Source organism: Adhaeribacter pallidiroseus (assembly GCF_003340495.1).
Taxonomy (GTDB): Bacteria; Bacteroidota; Bacteroidia; order Cytophagales; family Hymenobacteraceae; genus Adhaeribacter; species Adhaeribacter pallidiroseus.
Genome location: NZ_QASA01000001.1, coordinates 1309224 through 1327179, shown reverse-complemented (window position 1 = coordinate 1327179; position 17956 = coordinate 1309224). Strand labels below are relative to the sequence as shown.

At 48.3% G+C, this 17956-nt stretch carries 9 protein-coding genes and 1 riboswitch; of the genes, 2 read left to right on the top strand and 7 right to left on the bottom strand.

Annotated elements, in window-relative coordinates; translation table 11 throughout:
• Positions 1 to 39 precede the first annotated feature (39 nt).
• Positions 40 to 741, bottom strand: coding sequence for a dihydrofolate reductase family protein (locus tag AHMF7616_RS05195; protein WP_115371921.1), 702 nt, complete (start codon positions 739 to 741; stop codon positions 40 to 42).
• A 346-nt stretch (positions 742 to 1087) separates the two neighbouring features.
• On the opposite strand from AHMF7616_RS05195, the gene uvsE reads away from it, so the two are divergent.
• Entirely contained in the window at positions 1088 to 2017 is a 930-nt protein-coding gene (gene uvsE, locus AHMF7616_RS05190) for a UV DNA damage repair endonuclease UvsE (protein WP_115371920.1), read from the top strand.
• 4 nt (positions 2018 to 2021) lie between these two features.
• On the opposite strand, the gene AHMF7616_RS05185 is transcribed toward uvsE, so the two are convergent.
• From AHMF7616_RS05185 to AHMF7616_RS05175, 3 genes are all read right to left on the bottom strand, one after another.
• A complete protein-coding gene (locus tag AHMF7616_RS05185) occupies positions 2022 to 2765 on the bottom strand; it encodes an endonuclease (RefSeq protein ID WP_115371919.1) in 744 nt (247 codons plus the stop codon).
• A 91-nt stretch (positions 2766 to 2856) separates the two neighbouring features.
• Positions 2857 to 3639, bottom strand: a complete 783-nt coding sequence (locus tag AHMF7616_RS05180) for a DUF6503 family protein (protein ID WP_115371918.1) — start codon at positions 3637 to 3639, stop codon at positions 2857 to 2859.
• 161 nt (positions 3640 to 3800) lie between these two features.
• Positions 3801 to 5129, bottom strand: coding sequence for a voltage-gated chloride channel family protein (locus AHMF7616_RS05175; RefSeq protein WP_115375473.1), 1329 nt, complete (start codon positions 5127 to 5129; stop codon positions 3801 to 3803).
• A 26-nt stretch (positions 5130 to 5155) separates the two neighbouring features.
• A riboswitch (Fluoride riboswitch) is annotated at positions 5156 to 5223 on the bottom strand.
• Positions 5224 to 5425: 202 nt separating this feature from the next.
• Here AHMF7616_RS05175 and AHMF7616_RS05170 point away from each other — a divergent pair.
• Entirely contained in the window at positions 5426 to 6127 is a 702-nt protein-coding gene (locus AHMF7616_RS05170; protein ID WP_115371917.1) for a uracil-DNA glycosylase family protein, read from the top strand.
• An 875-nt stretch (positions 6128 to 7002) separates the two neighbouring features.
• On the opposite strand, the gene AHMF7616_RS05165 is transcribed toward AHMF7616_RS05170, so the two are convergent.
• From AHMF7616_RS05165 to AHMF7616_RS05155, 3 genes are read right to left on the bottom strand one after another with little or no spacing between them, the layout of a single operon-like run.
• Positions 7003 to 8871: a hypothetical protein gene (locus tag AHMF7616_RS05165; RefSeq protein ID WP_115371916.1), complete on the bottom strand. Its 1869-nt coding sequence runs from the start codon at positions 8869 to 8871 to the stop codon at positions 7003 to 7005.
• Between the two features lies 1 nt (position 8872).
• Complete coding sequence (locus tag AHMF7616_RS05160; RefSeq protein WP_115371915.1) at positions 8873 to 14575, bottom strand: hypothetical protein; 5703 nt, start codon at positions 14573 to 14575, stop codon at positions 8873 to 8875.
• Positions 14576 to 14592: 17 nt separating this feature from the next.
• Positions 14593 to 17955 carry a hypothetical protein gene (locus tag AHMF7616_RS05155; RefSeq protein WP_115371914.1) on the bottom strand — a complete coding sequence of 1121 codons (3363 nt, stop codon included), beginning with the start codon at positions 17953 to 17955 and terminating at the stop codon, positions 14593 to 14595.
• Position 17956 lies beyond the last annotated feature (1 nt).

Below are 17956 nucleotides of genomic sequence, written 5' to 3'. Positions count from 1 at the left end.
TATTTTTAAATATTTTGAATATTAATGGCTAACAACCTATTAGCGGGCTGCCTCGGTATTCTTAACAACCTGGTAGCGAATCCAAAGAAAATCTTCGTAAATCTGTTCTACCGATTTAATTTTAAATTGCGTGGCTTGGCGGTTACCGTAACCTTCTGCTGCTTCAAAAACGGTGGGCGAGTTAATTGTACCATCGGCCACGGGCGCCAGCACCAGGCTGAATTCATCAATTAAACCGGCTTTCAGAAACGATCCATTTACGTGCCCACCGCCATCAATGCGCACCGTTTTAATGTCAAAAAGATCGTGTAATTTTTGTAAAACCAGGGCCAGGTTCAACTCTTTCTGGCCTCCGAAAATATAAGACACGTTTTTGCTGCGCAGGTGCTCCAGGTAATTAGGGGGTACTTGCTCCGTGAGAACTTCAATTACATGCTCCGTCGAAACCATATTGGTATCCCAGAAACATTTACCGGCGGGGTCAATAACTACGGCAAAGGATTTTTCCGGTTGGTCGGCCACAAAATCAGTTTTGGGTACATCTGCAGTGGCGGGTGGTAAGGTGTATTCTTGTTTACTCGAAAACTCCTGCATGGTTACCCGACCTACCAACCAGGCATCGGCCGGAATTTTTTCGGCAGTTTCTTCAAAATATTTGTGGTGATCTTTAAACCCCCAAATGTCTTGTTTAATCCTTCCATCCACTGATCCCAGCATGTGGCAAATAACGTAAGGCTTCATATAAATAAATAGTGTTTTTTTAATTTTTTAAGGATAAGCCGTAATAAAAAGTAATGCTTTAGAATTTCTTTCGAGCAAATCCAGGAATATCGTTCCCCGGCAAAGCATTTCCGGATGCGCTTTTTAAAATTTTTAAATTTTTTCCTTCCTCCTCCCCATTTTTCCGGGACTTGTTGCCGGCGGGTAACTTATACGCAGTTTTAAATAAAACAAGAATATAAGCTGTTAATTTAAATTTTAAAAAATAAGGATCTCCCTTGTCTTTACCAGCCTGGTTTACGTAAATGCCTCCTCCGGATTAAACCTTACTTTATAATCTGGCTCAAAAAATTTAACCATTAGATGTATGCGATTTGGCTATGCCTCCATTAATTTAACTTTAGCGGCTGAGAAGATTCAGGTAAATCGTTCGATGATGAAACGAACTTTTCTGGAAAAAGGCGTACCCTATGCTTCGGCGCTGGCGCTGGCTAATTTTACCGATTTTGAAAAAGTACTCGATTGGAATATTCAGCATAATATCTTGTTTTTCCGGATGAGTTCGGACATGCTGCCTTGGATGAGCCAATACCAGGTTTTAGACTTACCCGATATTGAAGCTATAAGTTTGATCTTAAAACGCTGCGGGGAAAAAGCGGCGCAAAGTGGCTTGCGGCTAACTTACCACCCCGGACCGTTTAACGTGTTAGCGTCTAATTCCGAAAGTGTGCTCACCAAAACCTTTCACGAACTAAACCAGCACGCCGTAGTCATGGATTTGCTGAACTTACCAACTTCGCCTTATGCCAAAATTAACATCCACGTGGGTGGGGCTTTCGGTGATAAAACATCGGCCCTGGCCCGTTTTGCCGATAACTACCAGCGTTTGCCGGATAATGTCCGGAAAAGAATAGCCGTAGAAAACGACGATAAAGCCAATATGTTTAGCGTGTCCGATTTATGGTGGCTGCACGAACAAACCCAGGTACCCATTACCTTCGATTATTTTCATCACCAATTCTGCACGGGTGGCTTCAGCGAAGAAGAAGCGTTAATGGCGGCCATTAGTACCTGGCCCCCGGATATTACCCCGGTGGTGCATTATTCTAGCTCCAAGAAAAAGTACGAAGACCCTAGCTCCGTAGCTACCGCTCACGCCGATTATTTGTACGAAGAGGTGCAAACGTATAATCAAGAAGTAGACATTATGTTTGAAGCCAAAGCCAAAGAGTTAGCCGTAGCCAAATACCAGCAGGATTATGGCCTAATACCCCAAGAATTACCAGTGGCGAGATAAAATTTTAAAAAGAAGCAGCATACAATTCCTGGCATTTCTCGCAGAAATAACAGGAACGTTTTGTTTTGCCGAGTTTTTCTTTTCGTAAAGGAACCAGATCCCGGGGACAGGTATTTCGCTGGTAAACCTGCCAGTTTTTGGTTGGCGTATTTTCCTGCTTCCAGGATAAATACTCCTGGCTAAAAGTAACACAAGCCCGGACGAGGTTTTTTAAAATAGGTTCCGGGATTTCGCCGACGACACTAGCCGGGTGCAGGTGGCACCGAAACAAAGCTTCGTTTTTAATGCCGTTGCCAACTCCCGCTACAATGGATTGTTCCAGAATAGCATCGCAAATCAGTTGTTTTGGTTGACGCAGCAGTTTTTGTAAAGCTTTATCGGGGTCAAAGCTGGGGTGCAGCACGTCGGTGGTCCAATCGTACAGTTGCTCTAGGGGTTCGGAAATATACCGGCAGTCGCAGGCGTAAAAATTTATGGTTCCTGATTCAAAGGTTAAACCCAACTGCAATTCGCGGTTTAACTCGGCATTAAGAGCGTATTTACCAAAAAACAGCAGGTGAATGCGTAACGCAAAATCCGGGAAGCACAGTAACAGTTCTTTCCCGAAAGTTTTAATTTCGGTTAAGGTTTGTTCTGGTAATAAAGGAAAAGGAATATTTTTAGCGGTACCCTGGGCTTCTACCACCGGTTGCCCGACAAATTGATCTAACTGTTCTTTTAAAAAAGCAATTCGCGGTCCTTCGGGCATGAGCGTTGGTTGTTCGTTGTTCGTTAATAGTTGTTTGATCTAATATTATATCATTTACCCAATCTTCAATCTAATAACGAATAATGAACAACTAATATCTATTTCTTACCTGAATATTTTGCAACTCAATTTTTGAAAATTCTTTCAGCTTTCCGGCTGTAAACTGCTTTTCGATCTGCCAGAAATCAAAGTTAGTGGTGTCGGTGGGCTCATAATTCACGTAATCCTGAAACCGAATTTCGCCGACCATTCTGGGATTAATGGCTTGGCGGAAGCGAATGCCGCCGCCTTCGGTGGCGTAGGTATACGCGAAATAATCCAGGGTGCCGGTTTTTTGATTGATGTAATACAAAAACTCATCCTGGAAATCGGTGCCGCCGCCTTCTTGCTTGAAAGCAACTTTAACTTTGGCGTAAGATGCATCCTGAATATTAACCGTGTCGAGTAATTCTTTTTTTACGGTCGGGTCGTTTAACCCGAAAGGTAACAAGGCAAAATAAATAACGGAGTTTATAGATGCGGTAAAAGCTTTTACCCGTTCTTCGGGCAGTTTTTGCACCTGGTCGTTAATGGTGCGGATAAAAGAATCGTTGGTTAAAACATCTTTCACCTGGCCCGTAGAATCGGTAAAAGAACGGGTGTAGGTATATGCTCCGCCTTTCCGGATAGCTTCATAATGCCGGTTCCGGAAATCAAATGCTACCTTTAAATTCTCGAATTTTTTACCACCGTGCGTAGTGATAGCCCGGTCAACAAATTCTTGCGCCGCTTTTTCCGGCTTTGTTTTAGCAGTTTCCTGGTTGGTTGAACCCGACTGGCAAGCCAGCCAAAAACAGGAAGAAAGAAAAAGAACTAGCATCAGGTAAGTTCGCATAGGTAGCTTGTTCGTTTAAAAATTAAAAAAATGTTTAACCAGTACCGAAAGTAAAACTTATTAATTGAACCAATCCCCTAAGCCAACCGGATAACCAGAAAACCGCTTAGTTGTTAGGTACTAGTTTTGAAACAACATGTAAAATCTATTTTTTAAATTTTTTATTTTCCCGCAGCCTTATTTCCGGAATTTTCCTCTTTCCCGGAAGAATGTAAAAACTTATGAGTAGCCAGCCGTTGCGCCGCATAAATGCCTTGGTGTCCGCTAAAATAATAGGCGGTAAAACAAGCTACCGCATAATACAGAATAGGAGCTCCGCCAAATAACTCTACGCCCATCAGCGTGCAGGCCAAAGGCGTGTTGGTGGCCCCCGCAAAAACAGCAATAAAACCTAAGCCTGCCATTAAGTCGATGGGGGCGCCGGTAAGTACGGCCAAGGTATGGCCCAAGGTAGCGCCTACAAAAAACAGCGGGGTAACTTCGCCGCCTTTAAAACCGGCACCTAAAGTAATGGCCGTAAATAACAGCTTCCAGAACCAGCTAAAGGTAGTGGCTCCTCCTGGTTCAAAAGCGGTAGTAATGCTTACGGTACCGTTGGGCGGCGGCACTACTCCCAGGCCCAGGTAGTCTTGGGTTCCTAACAAAAAGGTAAGCCCTATAATCATACCACCACCCAACGCCGGAATAAGCCACTTAACGGAAATGTATTGGTTGCTTAAATTTCGGATAGCGTGCGTGGCGCGGGCAAAAAGTTGGGCTACCAGTCCGAATGCTACGCCGGCGCCGATTACCTTAATCAGCAATAAATAATCACTGCGTAGAAAAGAAGTAAGGTTAAAGGCTGTTTTCTGAAAATTTATCTGGTACTGGGTATGTTGGATGCCCCAGGCTGAACAAACAGCATCGGCCAGAACCGCCGTTATGAAGCACGGAACTAAAGCATGGTACCGGATAGCCCCAATGGCAATTACCTCCAGGGCAAATACCGCCCCGGTAACCGGGGTACCAAACACAGCGCCAAAACCCGCCGCCATACCGCACAATACAATTATCTGAATATCGGCTGGGTTAAGTTTAAATTTTTTACCAACGTAGTAAGAAATGCTACCGCCTATCTGGACCGCGGTTCCTTCGCGGCCGACCGAACCGCCAAATAAATGCGTGCCAATGGTGGTAAGCAATACCAAAGGCGCCATCCGGAACGGTATACCCCCGCTGGGATCGTGAATCTGGTCGAGGATTAAATTATTTCCTGCTTCGGTACCTTGTCCCAGATACTTGTAAAGCGCATAAATTACCACACCGGCGAAGGGCAGCAAATACAACAGAGCCGGATATTGGTACCGGAGATTGGTAGCTTCCTCTAATAACCAGAGAAATAAAGCTACCAGCGAACCTACTCCCAAGGCCATGGGTAAAGCTATCAACGTCCATTTTACGAGGTGCTGAAAAACCAACGCTGGCTCTCCCTTTTTTAAAAATTGCCGCATGGCTACAAATAACACGTTCCTTTATTTTATTTGCAGGCGCCATCAGCTCTTTTGTGAGCGGTTGAGGCAGGAAGACACCATTTCCTGTTGCAACACAAATATATCAATCTGAGAAAAACTTATGGTGGTTAAATAGAAGTTTAGGCTGATTATTTGTTTTTACCGGAAAAGAAGCTTTTACAGAAACCGTATTATAGTAAAATTAAAATCGAATCTTACCGTATTTTCGGGATGTTTTCACCCGGAACAATCGTTCGGAAACAGAAAAATTTAAAAAAATTCGTATAACTACTTCTATGCGCACCTTCGCCGACAAAGTAATCGCCTTTAATACGAACCTGCACTTTACCGGTCAGCTCCCGCCGGGCATCAGCATCTTAAATCCTTTTCGGGATAATAAAGACATACTACCGCTATCCGCTACTTTTTACCACAAGTACTACGCGGACTATAATAACCGCTTTATGATTTTGGGCATCAATCCGGGCCGGTTTGGCGGCGGGGTAACGGGCGTGCCTTTCACCGATCCGAAACGGTTGCAAACCGAATGCGGCATCGCGTACTCCGGCAAAGAAACCCACGAGGTTTCGTCGGTTTTTGTGTACGACGTGGTGAATGCCTACGGCGGACCCGAAGCTTTTTACCAGAAATTTTATATTAATTCTATTTGTCCGCTGGGTTTTACCGCGACTGGCAAAAACGGAAAAGAAGTAAACTACAACTACTACGACCACCCTGAACTTACCCGGGCGGTTTACCCGTTTATCGTAGAAAGCATTCAAAAACAAATTAGTTTTGGCATTAACACCGATGTATGCTTTTGTTTTGGCACCGGTAAAAACGAAAAATTTTTAAAAAAACTCAATGAGGAACAGCAGTTTTTTAAATCCATTGTGGCCCTGGAGCATCCTCGTTTCGTGATGCAGTACAAAACAAAATCCAAACAATTTTATATTGATAAGTATTTGCGGGCTTTTCAGGAGGTTAGTGGGAAGTAACAATAGCCATCGGCTAAATTAATTTTTAAAATACTAATATACCAATTAGTAAATAGAAGCTGCCATAAAGAGGAAATGCGTTTTATAACGGCTGGTTTTTGGAGCCGGTTCCCGTCTCCACGCGTTGGTGCTATCTTATTTGGGAAGTACCCAGTTTGCCTCGTGGCCGGCGGGCCCCGTTTGGCTCCTCCGCACTCGCCAGCCTTCCTTTCCTCGCTCCGCTGCGGAATGTGGCTATGCCACACCGGAACCCTGGCAGGTGCTCCACAGCCAAACTGATGTCATCTTTTCTTAGCTGCGGCTTTCTTGGCGCACTCGGTAGGATGGAAAAAATTTAAAAAAATACTACAGATCCTGGCGCAAGTGTTCAGCGCAGCGTCACTGGTGCCTTTTGGACATAAGTCAGTCTCCCGACTGACGAATTTACGTATTGTCATTTAAGCTGTTGGAATTAAGTAGGAGCATCTATCTACAATCAAACGATGTCTTTTCTTCTAAAACTAGTAAGTTTTTAAACTGTTAAGGCTTTTCAGAAAAACTATGGAAGTAGAAAGGTTGATCACAGAAGTAACTTCCGCGCCATGGTAGTCCATAGTATTGGTGCACCCGAAAAGCCGCAGCTAAAAGCAATCTACGTCAGTTTGGCTGTGGAGCACCTGCTAGGGTTCCGGTGTGGCATAGCCACATTCCGCAGCGGAGCGAGGAAAGGAAGGCTAGCGAGTGCGGAAGAGCCAAACGGGGCCCGCCGGCCACGAGGCAAACTGGCTACTTGTCAAATAAGATAGCACCAACGCGTGGAGACTTGAAAAGGCTCCACAAAATAATGTTAGAACCAACACTTCTCTTCTGCATCTAAATACTTCTATTCCTAATACTTATACACCACTTTGCTTTTCTTTCGGAAAAATCTGATCAAAGGCTAATCCGCTGAATCCTTCGCCCCGTCCGGATTGCTTCCGCATGCCTACCCAGGTAAACACCCGGCCATTGTACCAGCGCGTCCGCTGGAATGCTTTTGAGATGAGGGTACCGGCCCGGGTAACTTCTTCTTCGTGCAGAAAATACGGCTTAGGCGAATCGGAATCTAACCCTTGCCGCAGAATGGAAGTGCGGGGTTCTACTTTTTTAGGCAGATTGGGATCTCCTTCCAGAATGCGGGGCATAGCGGCGCGCTGTAATTGAATTTGCCGGTTCGAGTCAGGCAGATGCACCGGCACAAACGGAATCCAGTGTTCGGGCACGCTGTTTACGACCTGGTACCGAATGCTGCCGTCGTTTTCCAGGGGCAAGGGTTGCTTTACGGGCGGAATAAATTGCTGGTATTTGGCTTTTAATTCCAGGGCTGCTTCTTTGCCGGGTTTGTTTTTGCCAGTAGCTAGCGGAACCTGGGCTTCTACGCCCCACACCATATTAGCTACCTCGTCGCGCAATAAATAAATTTGCTCCATAGGTTTAGCCTCTAGTAATTTAGGAGCAGCGGGAAGCAGTACAAGGCTGTTATCGGCGGGTACGTCCTGGCTGCCACGAATACTCAAACTAAACATATTCCAGCGCTGCCAATCTTCATCCGAACCACTACCGGCCGCCTCAATCCAGAACCGTTCTCCGAAAACGTCCGTTACGCTTAAACCTGCTACATCCGCTATGCTGCCCACCGGCAAGGTAAACGGCACCATAAACCAGTCGTTGGCATACATCAACCCAAAATCCAACAGCATGAGTTTGTTCAGATCGGTTGTATCGGGTTTGATATCGCCGAAATTAGTTTTGGAATGTTCAAATTGCCACCACCGGGTGTGCGGCATGCCGGCAAAAGTAATGCCCGACGGAATAAAGGTAAGCGTGGTAGCTTGTTCTACGTCCGGAATGGTTTCTTCTACGGTACCCAAGGGAGTTTGCTCGGGGTTGATATCCAGGTTGTACCAATCCAAATGGCCGTGGTAGTATTCGTCGGCGATTAACACTTTCTCAGTGGCACCCTGGGGGGCGGAGCAGGCAAACTGATGCTCCAGGTGACTGGGTTTCCAGGAAGGATTCTCCTGCGCCAGGGGTTGGTAGTACAGCTGTTCATACCATTTTATAAATCGTTTGGCCAAATCGTCTACATTCGTTTGGTCGGTCGCATCCGTCAGGCTGCTGATGTTATCGGAAGCATGGTTGGTACTACTTTTTTTTAAATATTGATATAGTTCGTAGCCATCCATCCGACGACCAGCCACCGCTGCAAACTGCTGCCAGACCTGCGGGTGCGCACAAAGAGCCGCATCATCCACATTCTCCGGATCGGGTCGGGCAATAGCATACTGCGTCACAAAATCGCTTTTGGCAGCGGCCAAAGTGTCCGCAGCCAGATTTTCTACACCAAGTAATTTAAACCATTGCCGCCCCATGAGCAGCCGTATATCCAGCGAAGCTATTTCCTTAGCCAGCTTAAAAGGTATGGGTTGATTTTCGACTTTAACTTCCAAAGGGACACTAGATGGCATGGCCTGGGTATTACCAGCTTGCGGTTGGTATTTAGTGAGCGCGGTGGTTTTCATGTGTACCTTGGCAAATACCGGGGAACCGGCATCGTCGCCGATGAATTCGCCTAATTGCCACTGCCGGGACACCATCCAGAGCGCATCGCGCACCTCGGCTTTTAAGGCCCGGTCAAAATCTTCGGTCCGAGGGCGGCCTTCGATGCGGTTCCAGGCGGTAACGGTAGCCGGGAATTTTAACTGGGTAATGATTTTTTCGGCCATATTAATCGGTGCTTAAGTTATTGTTAATGGCGTAATTCAGGGCAATGGTAGCCGGATGCACCGTTACCGCCGAAACAGTAGCGGGCAGAAAATGCGCATAAGGCGTGCCATCTACTTGAACCGGCTCTATGGCGCGGGTACGGGCTAAATCCAGGGTTTCGTGTAAGGCATCAACCAGGTCGGGCCATTGCCAATTACCGGTAAATTCCGTGGGAGTAATCAACAGCAAACTTTGGGGCGGTTCGTGGTTGGGTTTGTCGTAGTGGAAAGTAAGCCCGGTAGTTTCTTTGGTAGCCGGAATAACCTCCGTCCACTCATCTATTAAAATACCACTTTGCGGCTGGCTAGGGTCAAAATTAGGCCAATACGCTGTATACAACAATTTATCCTGGTCAATTACCAAGCTCTCGGGGTAAGCTAAGGCCAGCCACGAGTCAGCGGGCCGGTAAGGTAATTGCAGTGGGGTTAAGTCGAGCGACACACTATTCCGCCATCCTTCGGCTAACATCACGGTATTTTCCCAATGTCCTATTTTTTCGCGCACCCGGGCTACCCCGTAGAGCCAGTCGTCCACGGGAAAATCTACTTTTACTTCTAATTCATTTTTTTGATACGTTAATAACTGGTCAGTTGCGGTATAGCAATTCGTTAATTCGCTTTGCTGCAAGGCACTTAACCGGAAGCCCGGGAACACGGCAAAATCTTCGCCCAACAGTATTTTGGCGGCCTGGGCTAATAAGTTAGCCTGGCGGTTCGTATCGGCTAAGCTATCGTGCTCTACGAGTAAATTTTCAATTTGGGTAATTTTATCGGTTAGTAGTTTTTGCAGTTTTTGAGCCTGCACCAACATATCTTCCGTTAAAATTAAAATTTGCTTTATTTCCGGGGCAATATCCAGAGGCACTAAATCGAAGGTAGCCAGGCTGGGCAAAGTGGTAGCTAGAGCCAGCACGCCCGTGGCGAGACCCGATAAAGTAAGCACATAAGGCGGATCTACCAGGGCCCGGATCAGCGCTAGTTTGGCCCGGAAAGCTGTTTCTTTTCCAGCGGCTAAGTCGGTTTTATACTGGGCTGCCTCGGCCGGAAGCGGCAAGGTAAAAGCCGTAGAGATAAGCATCTCGGCTTTTTGCAAAATAGCAAACCGTGCTTCTTCGGTGGTAGCGGCGGCAAACTGGGCCGTTACTAAATCTTCGTAAGCCGACAGATTTTCTTCCCAGCGACTGGCGTAGTTTAGTATTTTTTTAAAAATTGCGGCATATAGGCTTCTTTTTCGGTCGTACACAAACCCGTAACCCGCCTGCGGTATCCCGAATATACTCACCCGGTGCAGTTGGTTGGTAAACGCGATAATATAATCATCAATAGATTGCACCACCGTAGTCTGGACAGCAGGATCCGCTAAATTTGCGGGAATCAGGCTGATAAAATCAGGTACGCTGCCGGCCGCATCGCCCGCGGTAATGGTCGCTTTTAGTTGGGCCAAAGGCGCGGCCAAACGATTTCTATCCAGGAATATCGTTTGATCGGATGCTTTATCGGCTTCGCTGGGCAAAGTAATATCGGAGGGCCGCAGCGGGCGGGCGGCCAGCACCAGCGAACGAAGGCTATTGATAAAGGGCACTAACTCGAAAAAAGTAACTTTATCCGCCACGGGTGGGGCGTACTGAATCTTAACGTCGATATCGGGCCGGAGCGTTTCTCCGGCTTGGGCATACAGGTAGCGCAACAGGTAATCATCCAGCGCCGTTAAACTTTTCTCATTGGCTCCGCCTACCAGGTAAATTAAATCCAAAGGAGCTAAATTTAATTGCGCCATACTAACCACCAAGTTAGTAACCGGGTTCGGATTCACAGCTTCGGTACTGGGTAATTGGTAAGTAATCTGGCAAACAATATCGACAGCGGGTGGTAGCAAAGAAGCAAGCCATTCGTTAAGCGCCGGCTCGGCCAGCACCCGGGCATTAGCTCCCGCTGGAGCAACGGCGGCCGCGGGCAAATGAATACCCACGCGGTGCGTTAGCGTTTTACCGCTGCGTGGGGTTTGCACTACTTCGGGTAGTTGGGGGTAAGAACCTTTGCTGTAGGCATCTAGGGTGCCGGCGGCCCGGGCGTAATTGCCCTGTACTACCTGGTGCACACTTTCGGCCATAGCCAGGTCAGCCACAGCATCATTAATGTTCCGGATTCGTTCTACCTCGGCATCAATCGCGGCTTGCTGACCAGGCGTAGTAACTGGTTCTAAAGTTTTATCAAAAGGATAATGTACACTGCCGGTTTTTTGAATATGTTCCACCAGGGCCAGGCCATCTACCACGTTGCGGGCTTCAGTTTGCGTTACTGAATCTTGCTCGTTCTCTGGAACAGCAGTAGCTACCAGGCGATTAGAAGCAATCGGGAAAGCTTTGCGCAATTCGTAAATATAAAAATCTACTTCGGCTTCCTCATACCGGTCGTGTAAACCGCGTTCCAGTTGGTAACCCAGTAAAGCACCCAGGCTCTGGCCTTGCTGCATGCCTTCAATAATACCCAAGGCCATCCGGACCCGCTCCGAGGAAAGATTGACTTTAAAGACTTCGGGGTTAGTCGGAGAAGCATTGGCCAGGTAGGCATTCCGTAATACGGCAGCCGTAACGGCCTGGTTGAGCGAAGGCGCGTGAATGTACCCGGCGTTGGTACTGTCTTTTAGCAGCGGGGTAGTTTCGCCTTCATTAAAAATTTTATGCAATTCTTCCGGCAGTTCGGCTGGGGTAAGGGTTCGGGGATCAGGTTTCAGGTTTTCTACCCAACCAAAGGCGCCAATATAAATTCCCGGCCGGGCTGGCCCCACTGACTCAAAATCGCCGCCGTAGCGCATCCCGAATAATTGCATATTTACCAAGCCCAGCAGCCAGGCATCCAAGCGGTAGGTGCAGCAATCCAGGTGCTCGGCAAAGGCGCGTTCCAGGCGGGCGGTAGGTACTTTTACCAGGTACTCCAGCGCCTGCACCAGATCCTGGGTATCTCCGGCTTCCCAGGAAGGTTCGGATTTTTTTAAAATTTCGGCAATGTGCTGGGCTACGGTAATGCCTCCCGGGGCAATGCGTTCTTCTGCCCGGAACAGGTATTCCCATTTACTGCCCACTTCTTCTTGCGTAGAAGGAAAACCAATAAAATTGGCATCGATCCGGGCGGCTTGTATCTGCTTGTCGTTTAAAATCTGGGCCCGGCGGTACAGCCGGAGACCCGTATCGGAGAAAGACAGATTTAAGGCGTGCCGCAGCATCTGGTAGAGTAAGGCCCGCGGAACCCTATTTTCGGTAAAGCCTTCTTGTATGCGCATCCGGTCCGGGTTGGTTAAAGCGTTTTCCCATAACCACTCCAGGTAATTTTTTCCATCGGGGGTGTAGGCGCGAATGGGCTGCGTTTCCGAAAGCGGCCGATCGTCGATAAAAGGACCTTTTAACTCGTTGGCCTTACTAAAAAAAGCTTTTTCCAGAATGGGTGGTTGATCCTGGTTATTATTGGCATCGTAGCCCAATCTACGGAGCAGTTGCCGGGGCGTTAAAGATTGAAAAAGCGAAGCCCCAAAGGCTACTTTCCCTAAATAAGGATGAAACCACAGCAGGTAATTATACAGGTGGACAAACCCTTCGGCGTACCGCTGGTAAAATTCCAGCGAACTGGCTTGCAAGCCTAGTACTTCCAGCAAAATCTGGTGGGCATCGCCGGTTTTTCCTACGTGGGCCACGTTGTTCTGGAACGCAGTCCAATCCTGGCGCACCTGGCTTAAAAGCTGGTATATTTTCTGAATAACGGGCATCCGGTTTTCAAGACCTCTAATGGGGATGCCTCCCTCCTGCCTGATCCATTTCAGGCGGGAAATAGCGGCCGTTGGTAAAATACCGTAGGGCTGGTTACCGATCCGTAGAGCCGGAACCCGGCCCCGGCCAATAACGTGATTGGTAAAATACCACCGGGCAATGTTGCGTTCCGATTCGGTAAAAACCGGGGTTAACATGCTTTCCATAAAATAACCGATGGTAGCGGGCCAAAGCGCCGTATTTAAGGCATGCGCTTCGCTTTGGTCGGTGTGGTAGTAATTCGCCACTTGTTTCAGGGTAGAAGCCTCCGCACTAATGCCGAGCATTTCGGCCAACCAGCGACCGTCTTTTTTCCGTTGCCGGTCTTCCGGGTCATCCCCCGCATTACCCAGAATGTAGCGTTCAAAGGTTTCATCAGGGTCATCCTGGCCGGAGTAACCCGAGCCACTGGTTTCGGTATTGTTGGTGGGGGTTCCCTGGGGAAGCAGGGCCAGGCCGCTGGTGCCAAAATGATGATGCTGCATTAACGATTCCAAGGCTTCCTGGCCTTCTTTTTCATCGTAACCCAGCTTTACGCCCAGCACCAGTAAACGGTCAAACCCATTCAGGTATTGATCTCCGGTTAAATCTACTTTAAAACCTAAACCTTGCCGTACGGCAGCATCAAAATCAAACAACCAACGCGTATCGGCTTTTTTCGACAAATACGCCACGTACAGCCCGACTTTATCTTCTTCTTTCAAGGATTCGTAAGCCGTGGTGTTATCGCCAATTTCGCCGTTGGCATAGGCCTCCTGCAGCACTTCATCCAGGTTTTCCAGGGGATCGGGGCCAATAATCAGCGGATTGGGCACGGGCAGCCCCACCTGGCTGGAGAATACATCGGTATTGTTTTTATAGCCCATCAGCACAAAACGCTCCGGAAAGGTGGTAATGCGCGGGGCCTGCGACCAGGATTGTTGCTTGGTAGCCGTATCCTGCATTTTCGGGAATTGCACAAAGGCTACTTGCGCGGTTGGCACCGGAGAACCGGCCGCTGGAGGCTCCTGACTAGCCGGAATATACGTTTGCAGGAGGGTTTGCGCTTTTTCGCTGCCCGTTACAGCCACTAAGGCATCCAAAGCGGACTGACGATTAAGAGCATTGCTGTTGGCTTCCCAGACCGCTTTCCAGTAGGCTCGTAGGGCTTTTTGTTCTTCCTCAGTCGGCAGGTCTTCTGTGGGAATAACCAGAATGACTTCGTCCGTACGCTGGCGCTGGGGTAAAGCGGCAAGGTTTAAAGGTTGGTATTGGCCAATGGTCCAGTAAGCGCGTCCGGCCTGGCCGTTGCCCAACAGCTCGCGCCAGGCACCTTTTTTTAAATTTTGGATGTGGTTCTGGCTAGCAGCATCCGTTGATTGACCGGCTTTCCAGACACTGATCCAATAATTTTTAACTTTTTTTACTTCGGCTTCCGTCAGGGTGCCATCAAAGGTATCGATGGAGCAATCGTCCGGGAAAATGCGCACCCAGAGTTGGTGTTGCGGCGCTCCCGTGGGCAGCATTATTTTTTTAAATCGGGTTTCCAGGCGCACCGGAAAAAGCAGGATCGGAAAATTATCGGAAAATTGCCCGATATTCCGGCGCGGATCCGCTAAGGTTTGAAAAATTTCCCGGAAAGAATTTTTCTTATTTAAAATTTCGGCCAAGTTTTTTTCCAGTTCCGGTAAAGAATTTTGGATGGCTTGTTCGCGCTCCAGCAAAAGTTTATAGGCTTCGCTGGTGGTATTACTGCGCAAGAGATTGGCTTTTTCCCGATTAATTTTTTTTAACTCTTCTCTGGCCCGAAACACCGCGAGGCGTTGCGTTTCGTGTTGCTGCTCAATTTGCCGCAGGTCCAGCTTTGTTTCTTTAAAACTTGGCATACCTATTTCGGATTTAATTAATTGTCGGGTAGCATTTCCGAAGCGTGCACCGCCACCAACACCGGAACCTGGTATAAAACATAAGCCAGCTCGGCCGAACTCATGTTCAGGTTCCACTGCAGGGCTTTATCTTCGTCGTATTGTTCTTTTTTCTCCTGATCCTCGGGGCTGGTGGGTGCCTGGAGCAGAATGGGCGTAGTACCGGCAGTAATTTGAATAAACCCGTTTTCCGGCACCGCCGGCGTTAAATGATTCCAGCTTAAATCGTTCCAGACCTGCACGCTGGTAACGGGGGTGTCGCTGGCAATGTCCAGCCCAAAGCGAGGCTCACCAGGCCGTTCTTTTATCACGAAAAACCAACCCGGATCATCCCAGGGTATATTGGCATCGGCACAAGCCGGATTAACGGGCTGGTCGGGTTTGCCCGCCCCTCCTTTGGCCGCGCAAGCCGTTATATCGAAGCCGAAAAAATAAATATCGGGATCTACTTTCGCTTCGTAGAGCGGGGTTTTAATAACTTCCCGCGATGGCAAATTTTCGGTCTCCAACTTAACCGGGTTTCTTTCTTTGGTCAGATCAATAGTACCATCATCTTTCGGGGCCCATTCGGCCTTGTGGGCGTAAATAACGGCGTTAGGGTATTTTTTGAGGAGTTCACCCCGGATAACCAATACTACTTCCTGCTCTTTGGCGCCATCTGCCTCCCGGTGGTCGTGGTCGCCCAGTTCCGATGCACGGGGCCATATATGCAACGGGGGAATATCTCTTAATTTTTCCTTGAGCGCTTCGGGGGATAAGTTTTCATGATTCAGGTAGCCCTTGGTTTCCCAGAACTGCCGGAAATAACTACCCCGCTGGTCGGTGGGGTATTCGCGCCAGAGTAATTCGCGGGCAAATTCATGATTTAAGCCCACCATATAAGCTTCAATAAACTTTTGGTTGGTTTCCAGCAACGAAATACTGTTTTGGGCCAGTTGATTGATATTGGGTAAGAACAACTCGGAAGAATAATCAACCAAAGGCTTGTACATGGGCAGATCAAATTCCGGATAAGCCATGGCTTCTACAAATTGCTCTTTTAATCCGGTCCGGATGCGCTCGGGCAACCGCACGCTGCCCCAGGTCCACCGCGGGATGGTTAAAGCCGGGTTAATGCTTTCGAAAAGAGCGTCACTTACCTTGTCCATATTTAAAGCTGGTTTTTCCCGGGTGGCGCCGGCTTTAGCACTAATCCGGAACACTTTATGTAACTCCACCAGCGATTTTTTAAATTCCTGGGCTTCTTCATTGTCCTCGCCCCCGTAGTCGAACCGGAAGTTAGCTTCGTCTGGGCGGGAGAGCCGGAAAATGGGGCTCCGGGGTAACTTATCGATTACGTCGCCATCCTGCGCTTCTTCCAAAAGCGCCATGGCGTTGCGTTTCTGGCTTTCTTCATCTACCCGGCGGTACACGGGCACCAGATCGCCCAGCTGACTCCAGATGACCCGGTAAGTCGGAAGCGTTTTCATCAGGCGGGGTAGTACTTGCTGAAACTTTTCGATCCGGTCTGGTAGTAATACTTCGGCATTTTTTTGTAGAGAATTGATGCCATCGGGCGTAGTTTTCGGGGGAGCGGCGGTGGCTTCGCCTTTGTTAATGCGGCTAATAATAGCGGTCGGGCGAATATCGGCATTAAAAGGCAGGCGTTTCACCAGTTCGCCCCGCGGCCGCAAAATTCTCCGCATGGTTACCGAAGTAGCCGCTAACGGTACTTTGCTTTGTTTTACGGCGTGGTAAACCGTGGTACCTTCGGCCAGTATGCGCTTGCTCACCGGCGAGGCTAGAGTAAACCATTTATCTATATTATTATCCTTAATTTTTTGCAGGTGCGAGAAGTACCAGATTTGCGAAATGGTTTTAGCCAATTGAGCTGCCCGGATTTTTTTATTGGCTTCCAGCACCTCGCCTACCTGATCCCAGGCCGACTTCATGTAATTCTCCTGGTTTTCCTGGATTACCTTGGTGCCGAAGCCCGCGGCCACCCGCCACCGGGGGTCTAAGTTTAATTCGTGCACCCAATCAACCTTATTTTCTGCGGGATTGTCAGCAGGTTTTGGTTCCAACCTTTGCGTTAAAGCGTGCCACTGGGCGTACAAAGGTGCCGTAATTATCGGGTCGGGGTTATCGCCAATGGAGTAAATAGAATTTTCAGTGCCGGGAACGGGAGTTCCCACAGCAGATTCCTCTTTTATGGCTTCGTTAGCGTTGGCTACCGCGGCGGGTTTTTCTTGGTAATCGTTCGCCAAGTTTATAAAAGCCGCCAAACTCGTTTGAAAAGCATGCGGGTAGGGCTGGGCCCAGTTTTCGTATTTTTGTACTTCGGCCAATTCCTCATCGGTGTAAATAATACGGGGAACCTGCAATGCGCCGCCTAATTTTAAAATTCCATTCAGGGCTTCGTCCGTTATTCCTTTTAAGTTGGCCCCGGGTTTCTGCACATCCATCGACCGGACACCTACCCGGCTATCCACCGGCTGGGGCTTCAGCAAGCGTACTAAATATTCAAAATCACCCACGGTGCCCGTCCGAAAATACCACCGGTGATAATACGGTAACTTATATTCGTTAAACGGCCCTCCCCCTCCCCAGGCGAGTGCATTATTTGTAACTTTACCAAGGTTCTCGCCCAGACCTGCCAACCGTCCCGATTCAAATACCGGTACTAAAAAGGCTGAGTAAGCCGTTTGAGCCTGCAAGCGACGCGGGCAAATTAACCGGGAATAGGCCAGGTCTGGATTTTGCTGGAGGTTGGTAGCCAGACTGGTCTGAATGGCATCACTATCAGTGGATAGCATTGATGTGATTATAGGTCGGTTCACGTGCACGTGCGCCCAGGCCCACAATTGATTGGCGGGCGCCAGCACTGTGGTGGGATCACCGGTAAATATAATAAACGGCAAGGGGCTATCCTTACTATTTTTACCTTCCTCAAACTCATCTTCGCGCAGTACTACCAAGGCCAGCCAAGGCGTTAGCCGGTGGTTCTCCGCATTTGGCTCTTCGAGTATAAGAGGATTTTTCAACGGTGAATACCGCCAAGGCAGATCTTCGTCGTAGAACTCGATATAAGGCAGGTAGTTTGGTTCAAAATTAGTAATCCAGTTACGGGGCTCTACTTTAATGATTGCCCGTGGGTCCAGACCGGTAATATCACCGGGGCCGTAGATTTGAATATCTTTATGAATGGGCGGCCGGGTAAGCGTACCGCCGCCGATTTTATCGCCCGACAGTTCCAGATCAATGGGAATCGTGGCCCGGAAGCCGACCACAGTTTCACTAATCTGGTTAGCGATACCCTGCCGCAGCCAGGGCAAAAAGGTATAGGTGGCTATATCACTCATG

Excerpts from the sequence above, each read along its gene's own strand:
- AHMF7616_RS05195 (WP_115371921.1), bottom strand. The coding sequence starts at position 741 with ATGAAGCCTTACGTTATTTGCCACATGCTGGGATCAGTGGATGGAAGG.
- uvsE (WP_115371920.1), top strand. The coding sequence starts at position 1,088 with ATGCGATTTGGCTATGCCTCCATTAATTTAACTTTAGCGGCTGAGAAG.
- AHMF7616_RS05185 (WP_115371919.1), bottom strand. The coding sequence starts at position 2,765 with ATGCCCGAAGGACCGCGAATTGCTTTTTTAAAAGAACAGTTAGATCAA.
- AHMF7616_RS05180 (WP_115371918.1), bottom strand. The coding sequence starts at position 3,639 with ATGCGAACTTACCTGATGCTAGTTCTTTTTCTTTCTTCCTGTTTTTGG.
- AHMF7616_RS05175 (WP_115375473.1), bottom strand. The coding sequence starts at position 5,129 with ATGCGGCAATTTTTAAAAAAGGGAGAGCCAGCGTTGGTTTTTCAGCAC.
- AHMF7616_RS05170 (WP_115371917.1), top strand. The coding sequence starts at position 5,426 with ATGCGCACCTTCGCCGACAAAGTAATCGCCTTTAATACGAACCTGCAC.
- AHMF7616_RS05165 (WP_115371916.1), bottom strand. The coding sequence starts at position 8,871 with ATGGCCGAAAAAATCATTACCCAGTTAAAATTCCCGGCTACCGTTACC.
- AHMF7616_RS05160 (WP_115371915.1), bottom strand. The coding sequence starts at position 14,575 with ATGCCAAGTTTTAAAGAAACAAAGCTGGACCTGCGGCAAATTGAGCAG.
- AHMF7616_RS05155 (WP_115371914.1), bottom strand. The coding sequence starts at position 17,955 with ATGAGTGATATAGCCACCTATACCTTTTTGCCCTGGCTGCGGCAGGGT.